The 17,071-nt window shown below is 72.9% G+C and carries 18 protein-coding genes and 1 tRNA gene; 7 read left to right on the plus strand and 12 right to left on the minus strand.

The features are described 5' to 3' along the window. The first annotated feature begins 6 nt into the window (after positions 1-6). A tRNA-Arg gene (locus tag NX794_RS27690) sits at positions 7-79 on the plus strand. A gap of 1,276 nt (positions 80-1,355) precedes the next feature. On the opposite strand, the gene NX794_RS27695 is transcribed toward NX794_RS27690, so the two are convergent. The 3 genes from NX794_RS27695 to NX794_RS27705 all read right to left on the minus strand — a co-directional run bounded on the left by NX794_RS27695 (position 1,356) and on the right by NX794_RS27705 (position 3,788). Next, positions 1,356-2,036 carry a hypothetical protein gene (locus NX794_RS27695; protein ID WP_258781874.1) on the minus strand — a complete coding sequence of 227 codons (681 nt, stop codon included), beginning with the start codon at positions 2,034-2,036 and terminating at the stop codon, positions 1,356-1,358. 61 nt (positions 2,037-2,097) lie between these two features. Further along, positions 2,098-3,438 (minus strand): WXG100 family type VII secretion target, encoded by a 1,341-nt coding sequence (locus NX794_RS27700; RefSeq protein ID WP_258781875.1) that lies wholly within the window; start codon positions 3,436-3,438, stop codon positions 2,098-2,100. Then, the gene (locus tag NX794_RS27705; protein WP_258781876.1) at positions 3,435-3,788 is read right to left on the minus strand and encodes a WXG100 family type VII secretion target; all 354 of its coding nucleotides are present in this window, start codon (positions 3,786-3,788) and stop codon (positions 3,435-3,437) included. Before NX794_RS27705 ends, NX794_RS27700 begins: the two co-directional genes overlap by 4 nt. A gap of 814 nt (positions 3,789-4,602) precedes the next feature. Between NX794_RS27705 and NX794_RS27710 the strand changes: the two genes are divergently transcribed. Continuing rightward, a complete protein-coding gene (locus NX794_RS27710; RefSeq protein WP_258781877.1) occupies positions 4,603-5,073 on the plus strand; it encodes a lamin tail domain-containing protein in 471 nt (156 codons plus the stop codon). 84 nt (positions 5,074-5,157) lie between these two features. Here NX794_RS27710 and NX794_RS27715 read toward each other — a convergent pair whose 3' ends face one another. Then, positions 5,158-5,409 carry a hypothetical protein gene (locus tag NX794_RS27715; protein ID WP_258781878.1) on the minus strand — a complete coding sequence of 84 codons (252 nt, stop codon included), beginning with the start codon at positions 5,407-5,409 and terminating at the stop codon, positions 5,158-5,160. Positions 5,410-5,555: 146 nt separating this feature from the next. Next, positions 5,556-6,035 (minus strand): lamin tail domain-containing protein, encoded by a 480-nt coding sequence (locus tag NX794_RS27720; protein WP_258781879.1) that lies wholly within the window; start codon positions 6,033-6,035, stop codon positions 5,556-5,558. Positions 6,036-6,326: 291 nt separating this feature from the next. Between NX794_RS27720 and NX794_RS27725 the strand changes: the two genes are divergently transcribed. Continuing rightward, entirely contained in the window at positions 6,327-7,286 is a 960-nt protein-coding gene (locus NX794_RS27725) for a D-2-hydroxyacid dehydrogenase family protein (RefSeq protein ID WP_258781880.1), read from the plus strand. Positions 7,287-7,434: 148 nt separating this feature from the next. After that, positions 7,435-7,704 (plus strand): chaplin, encoded by a 270-nt coding sequence (locus NX794_RS27730; RefSeq protein WP_258781882.1) that lies wholly within the window; start codon positions 7,435-7,437, stop codon positions 7,702-7,704. A gap of 70 nt (positions 7,705-7,774) precedes the next feature. On the opposite strand, the gene NX794_RS27735 is transcribed toward NX794_RS27730, so the two are convergent. The 7 genes from NX794_RS27735 to NX794_RS27765 all read right to left on the minus strand — a co-directional run bounded on the left by NX794_RS27735 (position 7,775) and on the right by NX794_RS27765 (position 12,421). Further along, complete coding sequence (locus tag NX794_RS27735; RefSeq protein WP_258781883.1) at positions 7,775-8,641, minus strand: tyrosinase family protein; 867 nt, start codon at positions 8,639-8,641, stop codon at positions 7,775-7,777. Continuing rightward, positions 8,625-9,116: a tyrosinase cofactor gene (locus NX794_RS27740; RefSeq protein WP_258781884.1), complete on the minus strand. Its 492-nt coding sequence runs from the start codon at positions 9,114-9,116 to the stop codon at positions 8,625-8,627. Before NX794_RS27740 ends, NX794_RS27735 begins: the two co-directional genes overlap by 17 nt. Positions 9,117-9,235: 119 nt before the next feature. Then, positions 9,236-9,760 (minus strand): hypothetical protein, encoded by a 525-nt coding sequence (locus tag NX794_RS27745; protein WP_258781885.1) that lies wholly within the window; start codon positions 9,758-9,760, stop codon positions 9,236-9,238. 201 nt (positions 9,761-9,961) lie between these two features. Next, positions 9,962-10,462: a DUF5949 family protein gene (locus NX794_RS27750; protein WP_258781887.1), complete on the minus strand. Its 501-nt coding sequence runs from the start codon at positions 10,460-10,462 to the stop codon at positions 9,962-9,964. A 164-nt stretch (positions 10,463-10,626) separates the two neighbouring features. Further along, positions 10,627-10,914, minus strand: coding sequence for a hypothetical protein (locus NX794_RS27755; RefSeq protein WP_258781888.1), 288 nt, complete (start codon positions 10,912-10,914; stop codon positions 10,627-10,629). Between the two features lie 220 nt (positions 10,915-11,134). Continuing rightward, positions 11,135-12,013, minus strand: a complete 879-nt coding sequence (locus NX794_RS27760; protein ID WP_258781889.1) for a hypothetical protein — start codon at positions 12,011-12,013, stop codon at positions 11,135-11,137. A gap of 168 nt (positions 12,014-12,181) precedes the next feature. Beyond that, on the minus strand, positions 12,182-12,421 hold the full coding sequence (locus tag NX794_RS27765; protein ID WP_258781890.1) for a chaplin: 240 nt from the start codon (positions 12,419-12,421) through the stop codon (positions 12,182-12,184). 589 nt (positions 12,422-13,010) lie between these two features. On the opposite strand from NX794_RS27765, the gene NX794_RS27770 reads away from it, so the two are divergent. From NX794_RS27770 to NX794_RS27780, 3 genes are read left to right on the plus strand one after another with little or no spacing between them, the layout of a single operon-like run. Next, positions 13,011-14,270, plus strand: coding sequence for a glycosyltransferase (locus tag NX794_RS27770; RefSeq protein WP_258781891.1), 1,260 nt, complete (start codon positions 13,011-13,013; stop codon positions 14,268-14,270). Further along, a complete protein-coding gene (locus NX794_RS27775; protein ID WP_258781896.1) occupies positions 14,267-15,697 on the plus strand; it encodes an exopolysaccharide biosynthesis polyprenyl glycosylphosphotransferase in 1,431 nt (476 codons plus the stop codon). Before NX794_RS27770 ends, NX794_RS27775 begins: the two co-directional genes overlap by 4 nt. A gap of 3 nt (positions 15,698-15,700) precedes the next feature. Then, the gene (locus NX794_RS27780) at positions 15,701-17,059 is read left to right on the plus strand and encodes an O-antigen ligase family protein (RefSeq protein ID WP_258781898.1); all 1,359 of its coding nucleotides are present in this window, start codon (positions 15,701-15,703) and stop codon (positions 17,057-17,059) included. The last annotated feature ends 12 nt before the right edge of the window (positions 17,060-17,071 follow it).

Here is a 17,071-nt window from a genome sequence, read left to right on the forward strand (position 1 = left end):
CACCAGGCCCCCGTAGCTCAGTGGATAGAGCAGGCGCCTTCTAAGCGCTTGGCCGCAGGTTCGAGTCCTGCCGGGGGCGCTCGCTTATGCAGGTCAGAGCGTGTGTTTGCCCCTCCGCGAGGTCACTCGCGGAGGAGAGAGCCGCGTCCCACATGCGTCCCCCAGCCGGGCCCGCAACTTACGCCCAACCGCCACTGCCGGAAGAGTCGTTCCTGGTCAGAGCCATACTGATGGCCTATCAGCCAAGAACAGGGTAGACGTCAACACAGCACCTGCCCTGTTCCCGGCACCCGCCGCGTTGGCGAAAGTCGGCAGATGGCTCACCTCGACCTCGTCAAGATCCACCCGCGGAAGCGCGGCAACGGACGCATGTCCCGTGCCCTGCCCACCCTGATTTTCCCCGCGTGGACGGGCCGCACTGGAGTCCGGAGCGGGGCACCCGGCTCTGGATGCGGTTCCGCCTGACCGCCCGCCACCGCCAGGCCAGCAGGCCCGGCGTCGCTTCGACATGATGTTGCGGGCCTGGACCCACCTGGTCGAAGGCGCCGAGGCAGCCGACCCGGACGAGCGGGCCGTCCACGCCTTGCTGCCCGTTTTCTCAGACGCGGAGGTCCGCCGCACTGTCTACCAACAGGACGCCGGCCCCAGCGACCAACAAGCCATCCGCGACATCTGCGGGCTCCTCGCCCGCGGTTCGCTCGTTCCCCACGGCAAGGCCAGGGCCCGCTACTACGCCCACAGGCCCCTCATGGGCCCGGGAAGAGATCTGCCAGTCCATGGAGCCGTACGCCGCCCCCTACCGCCCGCGCTCCTGAGCCCGCCGCCCCACGCGCACTCGGTCAAGAGAGCCTCACCGTCACGCCGCCACGCCGGGGCTGCAATGTCCCACGCCGCCTCGACACGGTGGTGCAGCTCCTTGGCCTGCCCGCTGACGCAGTGCGCCACACCGGGAAGAGCATGGCCACGCCGGTAGCCGCCCACTCGGCGGCCCGCGCCGGCGGCACTCCGCTGCGCTGACATGTGCGGCGGCAGAACCCTTCGCCGTGCCTGCCGCCACGCACGTCGGTAGACGGAACCAGCGAGGAAGCCGCCCAGCTCCCCCGCGTCTAAGCGATACCGCGGGTGCAACTTCTCGGCAGTGCTGTGTTCTCGCGGTCTACGGGAGGGTGTTTTCGCTGTTCCGAGTGGGTGAAACGCGACACAAGACACGCCGGGAACGCTTGTTCCGGTTGTCGTACACGCGTCGGCCGATCAGTGGCCGGCAGGAGCGGTGCGTACGGAGAAGGTCGAGGATTGCCGGGGCCCGATGGACGAACCACCGAAGGCCGCTCGAACGAGCCCACTTGTCGACACCGCTACATCAGCCAGAGAGAGCTGCCCCCCGACTCGGCCAGTTCTCGCAACGCCCGGTCGCCGGGATGTGCGGCGGCGAGCCCGTTCCTGGCATCAGCGGCCCAGGTGGGCTCGGATTCGGCGAGGGCGTTGATGAACAGGGCTAGTTGCACGCCAAGGTCGAACTTGGGGGGGTTGCCGGCCGCGAGGCGAGCGATGCCTCGGTCCACGGCGGCGGAGAGGTCGTCCCGGCACGCCGAGACGACCTCGGGGTACAGCAGATCATTCGCCCGGCGATCGAGCTGGACGCGGTCGGCGATCCGGATCAGCGCCCGGGCCGCCTCAAGGCGCTCGGCCGCGGTGCCGCGTTCCTCGACCATGTCGCGGCTGCGGCCCACCGCCTCGGCCAGATGCGCGAACGTGTCGTCCTGGCTGTTGAAGCGGTCGTACGACTGCCCCCGCCACGTCAGATCGTCGGGCGCGGCAGCCGCCTCGACCACCGTCGCGTAGCCGATCGGGTCCGCCCAGGAGGCGAGGGCGCAGCAGGCCAGAAAGCGTGCGGCCGGATCGGCGTTCTCGTCGCGCAGGAGAGTCACCAGGCCCTCCGTGCGTTCCCGGTAGCCGCCGTCAAGGGCATCGGCGATGACGTCGTCCGGCTCGGCGGGCAGGCCGTCGAAGTCCATGAACAGGAGCTCCTTCAGCACGGGGTCCGGTTCCCATCGGGATGTGGCATCGTGCACGGGGCACTCCCTTCCGGAGTCAAGGTCACGAGGTGGGGTAGGGGCCGTCGATGTATTCCTTGGGGACGACGCCGCTGATGAGCCATTCGCCGTCCCGACGAGTGTTGAGCATGGCCATCATCCTGTCTGTCACCTTACGTGACTTGCCCTTGCTCAGGCCGAGACCGTCGACGAAGTCGGACACATCGTGGGGCTTGAGCTCGGACGGGACCTCAACGTGCTGACCGGCGACCTTGTCGATCTCGTCACCGATGGACTGCTGGATGCGTTGTGGCGGAAGGATCTCGACTCCGTGGACATGGCCCGCGTCGATGTCCTTCTGGAGCCGCTGGTAGTCGACCCGGACTTCCTCGCTTCCGTACACCTTGCCCGTGCCGTCCTGCGGCGCGAACGAGGTGAACTGACTGGACTCTTTGGCAGCCTTGTTTTTTCCGCCGAGCACATGCTGAAGCGGTGTGATGTCACCCTCCGGATCCGCCGGGATGATCCCGACATCCGGATCGAAGCGCGATTTCTTCAGACCGAGCGGGTTGTGGGTGGCACTGAAGTCGTCGTCCTGGCGGATCAGACGGAGCTCGTCCGGGCTGAGGGAGTCGAGTTCCCCGGGAAGTCCTGCCGCCGAGCGCGAGAAGCCGGGCAAGCCGGCGAAGAGGTCGCCGAAGCCCCCCGCCTCGGTCGCTGCCCTTATGGTCCCAGCTCCGGCACCGAACAGTCCGCCGAACGCCATGCCGTAGAGACCGGCGTTGCCCGCTTCGTCGAGGCTGAGACCCTTGCTCTCGCCGAGAGCGATGGAAACGGGTTGAGTGACGGCCAAGTCGACGGTGACGGATTCGACGCCGGCGAAGGCCGCAGTGGCCAGAGTGGTGCCCGCAATGGTGGCGATCTCGGTCGAGACCGTGACCCCAAGGCCGGCAGCCAGGTCGGCGACGGTGACCGCGGCCGCGGCTGCCGCGCCCTCCGACATACCCGCGGTGAAGATCGCCAAAGCTGTACCGGCGACCAGGGTGGCGCCGACGATCTCCAGTTCGTGTTCCAGCTTCTTCTTCGCGCTGTGCACGGCGTCCGCGTACGCCTCCAGCGCCTTGGCCATGTCACGTGCGGCGTCGGGCAGGTCCTTCAGCCAGCCGTTCCCGTCGCGGTAGTAGCGGCGCCAGAAAGGGTCGTTGAAGGCGGAGATCGCCTCGCCCTTGTTGTTCTCGATCAGTGATCGTGCCGCCTTGTTGGCTGCGGAGGTGACGTCATCCACGTCGTCGGCGAAGTCTCTCCACGCCTTCGCGGCATCCCGTAGGCCGCCCTCGTCGGCGTCCGGCCACCACATGCCCGTCATGTCCTGGACGACCTTGAGGGCTTTGTCCGCGACGCTCACTTGCCGTCGCCCTTGGTGTCATGGCCGACACGGATCCGGCTGAACATGCCACGGATCAGCTCTTCGTTGTCGATATGCCCGTCAGCCATGTCGAACATGGCTTCGTGGATACTGGCCAGGCCCTCGGCCAGAATCTGCGCGGCCTGCTCGATCCGCTTGACGTGCGGGCCGTACGCCTTGTGGAACTTCTCGCCCTGCTCGTCATCACCCCACGGGGACCCGGTTGCGGCAAGGCCGTGCTTCAACTTGGTCAACGCGTGTGCAAGGGCAACGCTTTGATGTTGGAAGTGGGGAGCGGTCGCCTTGATGTCGGCGACCTTGATATCGAGTATCTCACCATGGTCAGCCACGATTTGAGACCCCGCCCTCTCTGAACGACTGCACGCGCATGTGACCCTAGTCGCCGGTAGATTATTCGCTACTGCGAGTCATCCCAACACCAGGTAAAGGTATGGCGGGTGGCCGTGAGTCATCTCACCGAGCCGTGATGCGTCGCGATCCTCGAACCCGCGTCCTGGGCGTCCAGGGCGCCCCGAGGCTTGCTCCAGCAGTTCGGCTGCCGTTCTCCGTCGCACCGCTTCGCCGTTGCCCGCCAAACCGGACATGCGTCCGGTGTCGACGGGCTCGCGAACGGCTTCCCGGACAGAAGCGCCGTCCAGCACTCCGGCCGGCGCCAAGCCTCGCGGGGTGCTGCCCGTTGGCGATGTACACGACCCTGCGGACGGGCCTCGGGTGAAGTCCTTTCGCCATACCTATCCGCAGGCGTGCCAGTCCTGCGGGGCGCCACTCGTGCCCCTGACGGACTAGTCCGTCCCAGCGGGCACGGGTTCTGTTACTCACTTTCGGGTGATGCCCGGCGTGAGGCGTCGGCTGCTCGCGGCGGGCGCGGGGGGCGGGCTGCAGTGATAGAGCGGCCGGTTTCCTGACAAACGTTCAATCTCGCCTGTTCAAGCCATACATGGACGTTACAGCGAAGAGTCACAGGAATATGTTGAACACGTAATGACAGGCACATCTCCCCAGCAATCCGGGCGCCCGGCCCGCACAGTGTGAGTGCGCGGCCAGCCGGTCGCCGCTCGTACAACGCACCACCGCTGACCTGCGGGGATCAATGTCCGTGGGTTGGCAAAGGGGGGTGCCATGGACTCCTGTAGGGGGATCCTCGTGACCGTTTCCGCATCCGTGCGCCGCATCACCGCCGTCACCGCCGTGACCGCAGCCGCCCTCGGCGCCGTGGTCCTGCCGGCCGCCGCCGCCGACCACCACCACCCGGCGCCGCGGCACCAGCACGGCGCCGTCTACATCAGCGGCGCCAAGGCTCACGCCCCGGGCCGTGACGACCGCAACGCCACCCTGAACAACGAATGGGTGGCCGTCACCAACAGCTCGCGTCACGCGGTCAGCCTGAACAACTGGACCCTCACCGACCGGTCCGGCCACACGTACACCTTCCGCCACTACAGCCTCGGTGCCCGCTCCACCGTGCGCGTCCACACCGGTGTCGGCCACGACACCCGCAAGGACCTGTTCCAGGACCGCCGCAAGTCGGTGTGGGACGCCAAGGACACGGCGACCCTGCGCAACGACCACAAGCGGTTCGTCGACGACGCGTCGTGGGGCCGTGGCCGCCGCTGACCGCCCGCAGTCCCCGCCGGTGAACGCCGCCCCGCGTTCCCGGTAGCCCGGTAGGCGTGGCACTCACCCGGGAGGGTGCCACGCCTACCGGGCGTACTGCCGTGCGGGCACGGAAGGTGTCGGGCGGTACGGGGCGTTGGGCGCCGGGCTCCACAGGGTGCGGGTCGGGGCGGCCGGGGGTGTGAACGGGCCCGCGTGGCGGTGCATCAGGAGGAGCACCAGGGCCGCGGTGAGGGCGGCCAGGATGAGCAGGGCCAGGCCCAGGGGGCCGTGCGGGTGGCAGTTCGTTTCCCGCCCGCTTCGCTTGAGGACCGGAACGTCGTCGTCCGAGGGCACGGAAAGAGCGTAAGGCGAGGGCGGCGGGAAGGACGTGATGCGGGGGCGGCGGGAAGGGCGTGATGCGGGGGCGGCCCGCGGCGGGCGCGCGAAAGGCCCACGGCCGGCCGGGGTGGCCGGGACCGTGGGCCTCGGTGGCGCGGGGGTCAGTGGTGGCGGTGGCCCCGGCCGCGGCCCCACGACGCGTCGTCGACGACGCGGCCGTGGTCGTCGCGGAGGGTCGCCGTGTCGGTGGCGTCCCAGACGGACCTGCGGCGGTCCTGGAACAGGTCCTTGCGGGTGTCGCGGCCGACGCCGGTGTGGACGCGCACGGTGGAGCGGGCGCCGAGGCGGTAGTGGTGGAAGGTGTACGTGTGGCCGGACCGGTCGGTGAGCGTCCAGTGGTTCAGGTCCACGGGACGGCGGGCGTCGTTGGTGACGGCCACCCATTCCTTGGCCAGGGTGACGTTGCGGTCGTCGCGGCCCGGGGCATGGACGTGCGCGGCGCTGATGCGGACGACGCCCTGCCGGCTGTGCGGCGTCGGGTGGTGGTCGGCGGCTGCGGCCGGCAGGGCCACGGCGCCGAGGGCGGCCGCCGTCACGGCGGTGACGGCGGTGATGCGGCGCACAGAAGCGGAAACGGTCACGAGGATCCCCCTCAAGGGTCCAGAGCACCCCGTGCGGTGGTGCGTGGTGCGGTTCGGCGGCCGGCCGGCCGCGCCCCCACACCTTGCGCCTCGGAGCCCCGGTGCGCGGGGGTGCCCCGCACGTCGTTACGTATTCCGGACATATCCATGACTTTCACCCTGAAGTGCCTGGCGGTGACGTAGATCAACAGTGGGCGTCATCACGGGGGTTGAGGACGGATACGGGCCGGTCGGCGGCGTTACAGTCACCCTGGGATCCGAGCGCGGGATCCGTCCGAGGGGAGAGACGACGTGCGACTTCGCTGTGCGGTGCTGGACGACTACCAGGGGGTGGCCACCTCGGTGGCCGACTGGTCGGTGATCGAGGACCGGGTCGAGGTCGTCGCGCTGCGCGAGCACCTCGACGGGGAGGACGCGCTCGCCGCGGCTCTCGCCGGCTTCGACATCGTGGTCACCCTGCGCGAGCGCGTCCCCTTCCCCGGCACACTCCTCGCCCGCCTCCCCCGGCTGCGGCTGCTCATCGCCTCCGGCATGCGCAACACCGTGATCGACTACGCGGCCGCCGAGGAACACGGCGTCACCGTGTGCGGCACCGCGAGCGCCGGGACTCCCCCGGTCGAGATGACCTGGGCCCTGCTGCTGGGGCTGGCCCGGGGGATCGTGGCGGAGAACGCGGCGATGCGGGCGGGCGGCCCCTGGCAGTCCACCGTCGGCGCCGATCTGCACGGCAGCCGGCTGGGGCTGCTCGGGCTCGGCAGGATCGGCGGCCGGGTCGCGCGGGTGGGACTCGCCTTCGGCATGCGGGTCAGCGCCTGGAGTCAGAACCTCGGTGCCGAGCGCGCCGCGGAGGTCGGTGTCGAACTCGCGGCGTCGAAGGAGGAACTGCTCGCCGACAGCGACTTCGTCTCCGTCCACCTGGCCCTCGGCGACCGCACCCGGAACCTGGTCGGCACCGCCGAGTTCGCCCTGATGAAACCGACCGCCTTCCTCGTCAACACCTCCCGCGCGGCCATCGTGGACCAGGACGCGCTGCTGGCCGCGCTGCACGAGGGGCGGATCGCCGGTGCCGGTGTCGACGTCTTCGACACCGAGCCGCTGCCCGCCGGCCACCCGATGCGCACCGCGCCCCGCCTCCTCGCCACACCCCACCTCGGCTATGTCTCGCGGGCCAACTACGCGACCTACTACGGCGAGGCGGTCGAGGACATCGAGGCCTATCTGGCGGGCTCGCCGGTACGGCGGCTGCCCTGACGTGGCACGAGGGACGTGGGTGGTACCCCCGGATAAAAGGGTGATCCCCGGCCGGGCCCCGTGACCAGGCCCGCGCGACGCCGTTGAACGGGAAGTGCGGTGGCTGGCCTGCCGCATCGTCCCTTTCGAGTAACAGAAGGAGAACGTGATGTCGCGCATCGCGAAGGCAGCCGCCGTCGCTCTCGGCACCGGTGCCGTGGTGATCAGCGGGGCCGGTCTGGCCCTGGCCGACTCCGGCGCCCAGGCCGCCGCCGTCGGTTCGCCCGGCGTGCTGTCCGGAAACATCGTCCAGGTGCCGATCCACATCCCGGTCAACCTGTGCGGGAACACGGTCGACGTCATCGGCCTGCTGAACCCGGCCTTCGGCAACACCTGCGCCAACGTCAGCACCCACGACGCCGGCGGCTACGGCAACTGAGCCGTCCGTACGACAGGGAAGGGCCCCGGCACTCCGAGCGCCGGGGCCCTTCCCGTGTGCCGGGGCCGCCTCACGCGTACCGGTACGTCCGGCTCAGGTCCTCCAGCTGGTCCGGGGTCTCGTCCCAGGGCGGGAGCCGCTCGTGCCGGGCCACCACCCGGCCGTGCTGGCGGTCGGCGGGGCCGGGCGGCTGGGCGGGCAGATAGCGGTGCGTGCGGTGGGCGCGCTGCCAGCGGGACCACTGGAGGTCCAGGAAGGCGTGGTGCAGCCAGAACACCGGGTCATTGACCGAGGCACCGCCCAGCATCGCGCCGCCGACCCAGCGGTGCACCCGGTTGTGGTTGCGCCAGGAGGCGCTGCCGGTGCCGCTCCCCCAGCCCTCCAGCTTGTTGCGGAACCCCGTGCGGACGGTGGAGTCCCAGGGCGAGGCGTCGTACACGGGGTCGTCGAGCGCCGACTGGAGTTCCTTCCCGGTCGGCAGCTGGAGGGGCGCCGCGGCGCGGCCGAGGTCCCGGGTGAGGAACCTGCCGTCCGTGACGCCCTCCTTGATGGTCCAGTGGCCGGCCGAATAGGCGAACGGGCCGGTCATCACCTGCCGGTCGGAGGACCGTCCGTTGCCGCCGAGCAGGTCCTTGGTCCAGGGTGGGGACGTCGTCGCGCGGTCCCGGGTCCAGTCCCAGTACGGCACCGTCACCGAGGAGTCGACGCGGCGCAGCGCCCGTTCCAGCTCCAGCAGGAACCTGCGGTGCCAGGGCAGGAAGGAGGGGGCCATGTGGGCGGTGCGCAGGCCGTGTTCGCCGTCGGAGGTGTAGAAGTCGATGTGCGTGCGCACGAACTCGTCGTACTCGCCGCGCCTCTTCAGCTCCAGCAGCGCGTTCACGAACCGCTTCCGCTCGCTCGCGGTCAGCTTCCGGACGTCCTTACGCACGTACGCCATGGCCGCCCCCCGTCCCCATGTGGTCCGCGTGGGTGGCGTCCATCGGGCCCGGTGCCAGGTCGCGCAGCCGCTGGCCGGGGCCGAGCTGGTCCACGGCCGCACGGGTCGCCTCCAGCGGGGTGGCGTACGACGTGTAGTGGTCGGCCATGCTCAGCCAGGTGCCGTCGGCCCGGCGCATCAGGTGCAGCGGGCGCCCGTCGATGGTGATCTGCCACTCGCCCTCGGCCGCCCGGCGCCCCGCGACCGGCAGCAGGACGCCCTGGATACGGCGGCCCCGGTACGTCTCGTGGAAGGACCCGGAGTCGCCGCCGGCCGTGGGCAGCGGGCGGGAGGCGGCGACGACCGGGGCGAGGGCCAGGGCGGCGAGGGAGGCCAGCAGCCCCCGCGCCACCTCCCGGCGGGTCGGTCTCCCCACCGCCGCCGCTGTGACCTGCTGTTCCGTCCCCACCGCCATACCGCCGGCACCGATGACCATCGCGCTCTCCTCGTCCGGGTTCCCGATCCTGTCGGTACCGGTAACCGGTGAAGGGCGCGCGGGGTCACCGCCGGGGGGCCATCCGGGGCGGTTCGTGCGGGGACGAGCGGGTCAGCGGGTCACAGGCCCGGACCCGTCGTCAGGTTGCCGCCGGCCATCGTCCGGAGGACCGGGGCGAGGACGCCGGCCTCGGGGAGCTTGGTGGAGGGCAGTCCGAAGTGGTCGCCGTTGGGCGCGGTCAGCGGGGCGTCCGCGGACAGGCCGGGGGCGAGGGCGTGCACGTCGGAGGCGGGCGCGTCAATGCCGACGTGGTCGAAGCGGCCGTCGCCGAGGACGTGCGGCAGCGGGGAGCGGGCGTCCAGGCCGGGCAGGCCGGCGCTGAGCGGCAGCTGGGGCAGGGTGCGCTCCGGCAGCAGGTGGCCGGTGGCGTAGCGCGGGCCCTCGGGGGCGCCCGGCCGGAGCAGTGGCAGTTCGGCGCCGAGGTGGGGCAGCTCCATGCGGAGTGCCGTGGCGGCGCCGTCCAGGGGCACGGGGACGGGGACCGTGCCGGCCGCCGCTGCGGAGCCGGCGGTGCCCATGGTGGCGGCGGCGGCCGCGACGCCCGTGACGACGGCGGCGAGGGTTCCTCGGGTGGTCGGCTTCATGTCAGGTACGGTCCCTTTCCGGGTGCGGGGGTTCGGCGTCCGTACCGCGTAACGAGCCGGAAAACGGCTTCAGTTCACAATTCCCCCAGGTGCCGTAATAGTCGGCTCTTCGGACATCGGCTTGTCCGGAAGTCCCACCAGCGGGTCAGGATCAGCAGCACGCCGAAGGCGCGGCCGGCGCCCGCGGTACGGCGCGGCGCGTCAGACGCGCAGGCCCCGGGCGGGCAGGTAGGCGTGTGCGGCGGCGTTCGTGGTCTCCGGGGAGCCCGCGAACTCCGCGAGCGCCGCTCCGGTGACGGGCGTGCGCGGGCCGGTGGAGGGGCAGACGCGCTTGCTGAACATGAAGTAGGTGTAGCCGAGCTTCTGGACGGCGGCCAGCCAGTCGGCGGGCGGGGTGACCTGGCTGGTGATCTGCGGCAGCTGGAGGACGATCTGCCCGGCGGCGACGAGCATGCCGACCTTCAGGGTGCGGCTGGTGCCGTCGACGGGCTCGCCGCCGATCGGCAGGCCGAGGTCGCCGAGGAGCCGCTCGACGGCGGCCGACGCGGCCTCGGGTCCGTCCGGGCCGTCACCCAGGGAGCAGGCGAGCAGGCAGGGCGTCCGGCCGTCGCCCTCCTCGTTCCTGGCGAGCCAGGCGAGCAGGACGAGGGTGCCGATGTCGGCGGCGCGGAAGGGACGGGTCTCACTCGTTGCTGAGGTCACCGCGCGACCATACCGACGGCCTCCGGCGCGGGCCGCGGGCTTCTCACCCTTCCGGAGCAGTGCCCGGGGGCGCTCCACACGATCGAGGGAAGCCGTCCCGGACGCGGCGCGGGCCGGTCCCGCGGTGCGGTACCGGCCCGTGCGGAGCCCCTGCGGGGCGGGGCTCAGCTGTGCAGGGGGATGCCGCCGAGCAGGCCTCGCTGGTTGAGGGAGTCGGTGGCGCCGTTGAGGCTGTGCAGCACGGAGTCCTTGTTCTGGGTGTCGAGCGCGTCGGACTGGTGCTGGACCGGCAGCAGGTCCGTGACGGTGGGCGGGTTCTTGGCGAGCGCGTCGAGCCCGCCGTTGAGGCTCATGGGCGGCAGGTTGTGGGGGCCGTAGGCGAACGCGGGCGTGGCCGCGCCCACGAGGGCCAGGGAACCGGCGACGAGGGCGGCGGCCTTGAGGGACTTCATCGTGTTCCTTTCCTGGGCGACTCGCGTCACCCCGCGGGTTGTCCGGCGCCCTGTCCAACGAGTTCCGACCGGACCGGAAACCCCGTGCCCACAAGACATATGAGATCCCGGCCCCCATCCGCGCGCACGCACGCCCCGGCCGCCGCGCCCGAGGGGCTGCGGCGGCCGAGGGGCTGCGGCGGCCGAGGGTGCTACGGCGGGACGAGGTGCGCCTATCGGGTCACGCGGCCGGCAGCGACGGCGCCGGCGGCAGGCTCAGGGAGGGGAGCGGCGCCAGCGAGGGGATGGCGGAGGTGGCCTGGCCGAGGGCCGAGCTGATCAGGTCGAGCAGGTTGTCCATCACGCCGTTGGCGGAGGACAGGACGCTGTCGGCGTCGGTGTCGGCCTCGGTGCCGACGCTGGAGGTGGTGGGGGTGAGAGAGGTGCTGGAGGTGAGGGACGCGACCAGGTCGTCGATCGCCTTGTCGAGGGCGGCGAGCAGGTCGCTCACGGCGTCGCGGGCCTGGGGCTGCTGGTCGGCCAGGACCTGCTGCGGGGCGGCGGGCACGGCCGCCGGGGACTGCGAGGGGCTGGCCGCCGCGTCCGGAGAGGTGGGCTGACTCGGCGAGGCGGGCGCGGACGGGACCACGGGGGCCGACGGCGCGGCGGGGGTGGCGGGCGCGGACGGGGCGACCGGAGCCGAAGGGGCCGCAGGGGTGGCGGGTGTCGCGGGGGTGGCGGGCGCGGCGGGCGTAGAGGGGGCGGCAGGCGCGACGGCGGCCGACGGTGCCGCGGCGGCGACGGGCGCCGGGTCCTTGGCGGCCTCGGCGACGGCCTTCTTCGCCGCGTCGCCGAGCCGCTTGGCCTGGTCGGCGGGCAGCTGACCCCTGGTCAGGGACTGGTCGAGCAGGTCGGCGACCGGGTTGAGCACGGTTCCGGTGGCGCGCAGCGCCCTGACCTGGGCCAGCAGCTCCTCGGCGCCGGGGACGGCCGCCCGGGAGGTGGCAGGGGCGCCGTCCCGCGCCGAGTCGGTGGCGACGGCGACGGGACCGGCGATGCCTACCAGCACGGCGGCGCAGAGGACGGTGGACGCGAGGCGCCGCGACGGCAGAGCACGCATGGCGTTCCTTTCGGTGGACATCGGGACCTGAGCCCACCGTCCGTTCCGCTCTCACACCCCGCAACCGCTCGGCTACCATGCGTGACCCATCCGGGGGAGCGGAAACCGGCCGCCCGCCCCACGCGGTGCGCATGGGACGGGCGGCGGGCCGAAGGGGCGTGTCCGACGTCAGTCGTTGACGCAGGTGTTGCCGAACACGGGGTTCAGCAGGGCGATGATGTCGACGGTGTTGCCGCAGACGTTGACCGGCACGTGGACCGGGACCTGGAGGACGTTGCCCGACAGCACGCCCGGCGAACCGACGGCGGCGGCGCCGGCACCGGCGTCGGCGGAGGCCACGCCGACACCGCCGGCGACGGCCGCGACGGCGGCGGAGGTCAGGACCAGGCCCTTCGCGATACGCGACATGGAGAGGTACTCCTTGGGATCGACACAACATCCGGGCGGCTGCCCGGCGTTGTGTCAACGCGCTGCGCCCGTCCGGGTTGTGCCGCCAATGGGGTGATGTGGGCGGTATCAGTAAGCTGCCCTTCACCCTTCCGACACACTTGTCTGCTTTCTCCGTATTAGTACGGATAGCCACTAGAGTTGCGGATGTCACCAGCACGTGCGAAAGGGCGCCGCCGGCATGCGCAAGCTCCTGGGTCCGCCGCCGAGTACGCCGCGCACACGCTCCTCCGGGCCCCGGCGCACACCGGTCGCACCGCGCGACCCGGCCGGCCCGGCAGACGACGTAGCCGAACCTACGATCATCGGACCAGATGAGGTACCGGCGCGGCGGGCTTCGGCCTACGCCCAGCCGCTCGGCCATGACTCTTATCTGTTTGATCTCGGCCCGGCTCCGCTGAACGGCGGTGACCGGCCGGGCTTCCGGCTCGTTCCCCACCGGGACGCGGCACGGGCCGCTGTGCTCGTCACCGCCGCGGACGTCCGGCAGTGAGGCGCGTTCCCGATCCGAGTCCCGAGCGCCCCCCGTGAGCAGCGAGGAATCCCCCGAATGCACCAGTCACCACCCGGCCCCGGGCCACGGGTCCTGCACGTCGCGCAACCCGTCGACGGCGGGGTCGCCCGGGTCGTGGCCGACCTGGTCCGGGCCCAGGTGGCGGCGGGCCTGCGCGTCGCGGTGGCCTGCCCCGGCGGTGAACTGGCCACGGCGGTACGGGAACTCCCCGGCGTCGAGGTGTGTGACTGGCGGGCCGGCCGCTCCCCGGGGCCCGGCCTGCCCGGCGAAGTACGGCGCCTCGCACGCCTGATCGAAGAGGTACGGCCCGAACTGGTGCACGCGCACAGCGCGAAGGCCGGTCTGGCCGCCCGGCTCGCCCTCCGGGGCCGGGTCCCGACCGTGTTCCAGCCGCACGCCTGGTCCTTCGAGGCGGTCACCGGGCCCACCGCCGCCGTGGCCCTGCGCTGGGAGCGGTGGGGCGCCCGCTGGGCGGACCGGGTGCTGTGCGTCAGCGAGGCGGAACGCGGCACGGGCGAACGCGCCGGGATCCGGGCGGCGTACCGGGTCGTCCCGAACGGCATCGACACCGCGCGCTTCACCCCGGCCGGTCCCGGCGGGGGCGGATCGCCGCACGTGGTCTGCGTCGGGCGGCTGTGCCGGCAGAAGGGACAGGACGTCCTGCTCCGGGCCTGGGACACGGTCCGCGCGGCGCACCCCGGCGCCCGGCTCACCCTCGTCGGCGACGGCCCCGCGCACGAGGTGCTACGGCGCTCCGCCCACCCCTCCGTCCACTTCGCCGGTGCCGTCACCGATGTCCTGCCCTGGTACCGGGCCGCCGACCTCGTCGTCCTGCCGAGCCGCTGGGAGGGCATGGCGCTGGTCCCGCTGGAGGCGCAGGCCTGCGGACGGCCGGTCGTACTCACCGACGTAGACGGCGCCCGCGAGAGCCTGCCGCCCGCCCCGGCCGCGCCCGCCTCGACCGGGCCCGCACCGGCCGGGCCCATCCCGCCCGGGCCCATCCCGGCCGGACCCATCCCGCCCGCGCCAGCCACGCTCGCCCCAGCCGCGCCCGCACCTGCCCCGGCTGCGCCCTGCCTGGTCCCGTCGGAGGATCCCGCCGCGCTGGCCGCCGCGGTCACCGCGCTGCTGGCGGACCCGGCGCTGCGCGCGTCGCTCGGTGACCAGGGCCGCCGGCACGTCCTTTCCACGCACGACGTGCGGCACACCGCCGAGCGGATCGCGGCCCTGTACCGCGAAGTCCTCGGCGCCCGCCCGCCCGTGTCCATTGAGCGCAGGGAGTCCATCCACTCGTGACCGCGGAAACTACCGTCCCCTCCCCCGGCACGGGGCCCTGGGACCACGGGTTCTCGTCCGTCTCGGTGCTGCCGGCCCGCGCCCCCGGCGGCTTCCGGTTCCCGCTGCGGCGCCCGCCCGCGCGGCCCGCCTCGCCGCTGCCGCCACTGTCGCCGCTGGCCGCCGACCTGTTCGCCGCGCTGGTGGGCGCGGTCGCGCTGGACGAGGCCGTACGCCGGCCGCTGCCGGTCGCGGTCCTGGTGGCCGGCGCGCTGCTGCTGCGCCCGCACTCCGCGCGGCCGGTGCCCGGCGTGCTGGACGAACTGCCCGCCGTCTGCGGGCGGATCGCGGTGGCCTGGCTGGCCCTCGCCGCCCTGCTCGGCGCCCACGACCCCGGGCACGCCCTGCCGGCGCGGGCCCTGCTGCTGGGCTGGGCCCTGCACGCGGCGACGGCCTGCGCGGGCCGGGGCCTGGTGCACTGGCGGCGCCGGACCGTGCTGCGCAGGCACCCGCGCGCCGCGCTGGTGATCGGGCCCGCCGGCACCGCCCAGCGGGTGGCCGCCGCGCTGCTCAGGCACCCCCGCTGCGGGGTGCGCCCGGTCGGCGTGGTCGCCGAACACCCGGACGGCAGCGGGGGGTTGCCGGTGCTCAGCAGCGGCGCGGACGTCGAGCGGGCGCTCATCCAGAACGGGGTGCGGGCGGTGCTCACCGTCGGCCCGGCCGTCCGTACCGAGAAGGGTCCGCTGCTGCGGGCGCTGGTCGAGTCCGGCTGCGCGGTGTGGGAGGTGGACGCGGACAGCCCGGTGTACGAGCGGCGCGAGCAGCTCGCCGGGTTCGCGGTGCGCCGGCTCGACCTGGGCGCCGGGCGGCGCACCGGTGCCGGCAAGCGGCTGCTGGACGTGGCGGTGTCCGGGACGCTGCTGCTGCTGGCCGGCCCGGTGCTGCTGGTGTGCGCGGTGGTGCTGAGGCTCACCGACGGGCCCGGTGTGGTCTTCCGGCAGGAACGCATCGGCAAGGACGGCCGGCCCTTCACGCTGCTGAAGTTCCGCACCCACCGCCCGGTCGACGAGCACGAGGCGGCCACCCGGTGGAGCGTGGCCGGCGAGCGCCGGATGAGCCCCTTCTGCCGGTTCCTGCGGCAGACCTCGCTGGACGAGCTGCTCCAGCTGTGGAACGTCGTACGCGGCGACATGAGCCTGGTCGGACCGCGCCCGGAACGGCCCTACTTCGTCGGGCAGTTCAGCCAGACGTACCCCGGGTACGCGGCCCGGCACCGGATGCGGGCCGGTATCACCGGGCTCGCCCAGATCCACGGGCTGCGCGGGGACACCTCGATCGAGGACCGGGCCAGGTTCGACAACGCCTACATCGACAACTGGTCGCTGTGGCAGGACGTCTGCATCCTGCTGCGCACCGCCGCCGCGCTCGTGCGCTCGACGGGGAGCTGACCGATGGCCCTCGCCCTGCCCTCGCGCCGCCCCCGGCGGCTCCCCCCGGTCCTGCCCGTGCTGGCCGTGGTCGCGCTGCTCGCGCTGCCGGTCCCGGCCGGCGGGGACGGCGCCGGTCCGGCCGACGCGGTGTCCGCGCTGGTCGTCGGCTACTGCGCGGTGCGGCTGCTGCGCGCCCGCCGGCGCCCGCTGAGCCGGCGGGCCGCCGTGGTCCTCGGGCTGCCGGTGGCCGGGGTGGCGCTGGCCGCGATGAACGCGGTCTCGCCCGGCGCCGGGATCGCCGGGCTCGGCCGCTATCTGCAGATTTTCGTGCTGGTCCCGGCGGCGGTCGTGGTCCTGGTCCGGGGCCGCTCCGACTTCCGGCTGCTGGCCTGGGCGTTCGTGGCGCTCGCCGGCTGGCAGGGCGCGATCGGCGTGCACCAGTACCTCACCGGGACGGGGGCGTCGTACCAGGGCGAGGACGTCCGCGCGGTCGGCACGTTCGGGGCCGTGGACGTGATGGGCATGGCGACGGCGGTGTCCTTCGGGCTGGTGTGCGCGGTGGGCCTGGCGCTGGGCCGGGCGCCGGTGCGGGACCGGCTGGTCGCCGCCTGCTGCGCGCTCGCGCTGCTGGTGCCGCTCGCGCTGTCCTTCAGCCGGGGCGCGTGGATCGCCACCTCGGTCACCGTCACCGCGCAGCTGCTGCTGGCCGGGCCGCGCCGGGCGCTGAAGGCGGGCGCGGTGGCGGTGGCCGCGTGCGTGGTGCTGGTGGGCGGGTTCGGGGTGGGGACGACGATGCTCCAGGAGCGGATCGACAGCATCGGGCAGGTCACCGACGCCCCCGACCAGTCCGTCACCGACCGGTACACGATGTGGGCGGCGGCGGTCGACATGTGGCGCGACCGCCCGCTGACCGGCGTGGGGCTGAAGGGCTTCCCGGAGTACCGGGACGGGCACGCCTCGCTCGCGCTGTCCTCGGGCAGCGACACGGAGGGCGCGGGCGCCGCCTTCCACCGGCAGCCGCTGCTCTCCCCGCACAACATGTACCTGCTGGTCCTCGGCGAGCAGGGGCTGATCGGCCTGCTGTGCCTCGCGGGCGGCTGGCTCGCGCTGCTGGTGTGCGCGCTGCGCGGCCTGTGGCGGGCGCACGCCCTGGGCAGCCGGGACCTGGAGTGCGCCCTGGTCGCCTGCGGGCTGCTGCTGTGGCAGCTCGTGGACTTCGTCTACGCCGACATCGGCGGCCCCTCCACCGTGCTGACGGCCGTCTCCCTCGGCCTCGTCTCCTGGTGGTCCCTGGCGGGCGCCGACCGCGTCACCCCGCAGGCCGGCACCGCCGTACCGGACCCGTCCGAGCCGCACGCGCGGAAGGCGGCCCTGCGATGACCACGCGCCCCA

The sequence above is a fragment of the Streptomyces pyxinicus genome (assembly GCF_024753135.1).
Classification (GTDB): domain Bacteria; phylum Actinomycetota; class Actinomycetes; order Streptomycetales; family Streptomycetaceae; genus Streptomyces; species Streptomyces pyxinicus.

Bases quoted from the DNA above. Each gene is read 5' to 3' on its own strand.
- NX794_RS27730 (WP_258781882.1), top strand. From the start codon at position 7,435: ATGTCGCGCATCGCGAAGGCAGCCGCCGTCGCTCTCGGCACCGGTGCC.
- NX794_RS27735 (WP_258781883.1), bottom strand. From the start codon at position 8,641: ATGGCGTACGTGCGTAAGGACGTCCGGAAGCTGACCGCGAGCGAGCGG.
- NX794_RS27740 (WP_258781884.1), bottom strand. From the start codon at position 9,116: ATGGTCATCGGTGCCGGCGGTATGGCGGTGGGGACGGAACAGCAGGTC.
- NX794_RS27745 (WP_258781885.1), bottom strand. From the start codon at position 9,760: ATGAAGCCGACCACCCGAGGAACCCTCGCCGCCGTCGTCACGGGCGTC.
- NX794_RS27755 (WP_258781888.1), bottom strand. From the start codon at position 10,914: ATGAAGTCCCTCAAGGCCGCCGCCCTCGTCGCCGGTTCCCTGGCCCTC.
- NX794_RS27760 (WP_258781889.1), bottom strand. From the start codon at position 12,013: ATGCGTGCTCTGCCGTCGCGGCGCCTCGCGTCCACCGTCCTCTGCGCC.
- NX794_RS27765 (WP_258781890.1), bottom strand. From the start codon at position 12,421: ATGTCGCGTATCGCGAAGGGCCTGGTCCTGACCTCCGCCGCCGTCGCG.
- NX794_RS27770 (WP_258781891.1), top strand. From the start codon at position 13,011: ATGCACCAGTCACCACCCGGCCCCGGGCCACGGGTCCTGCACGTCGCG.
- NX794_RS27780 (WP_258781898.1), top strand. From the start codon at position 15,701: ATGGCCCTCGCCCTGCCCTCGCGCCGCCCCCGGCGGCTCCCCCCGGTC.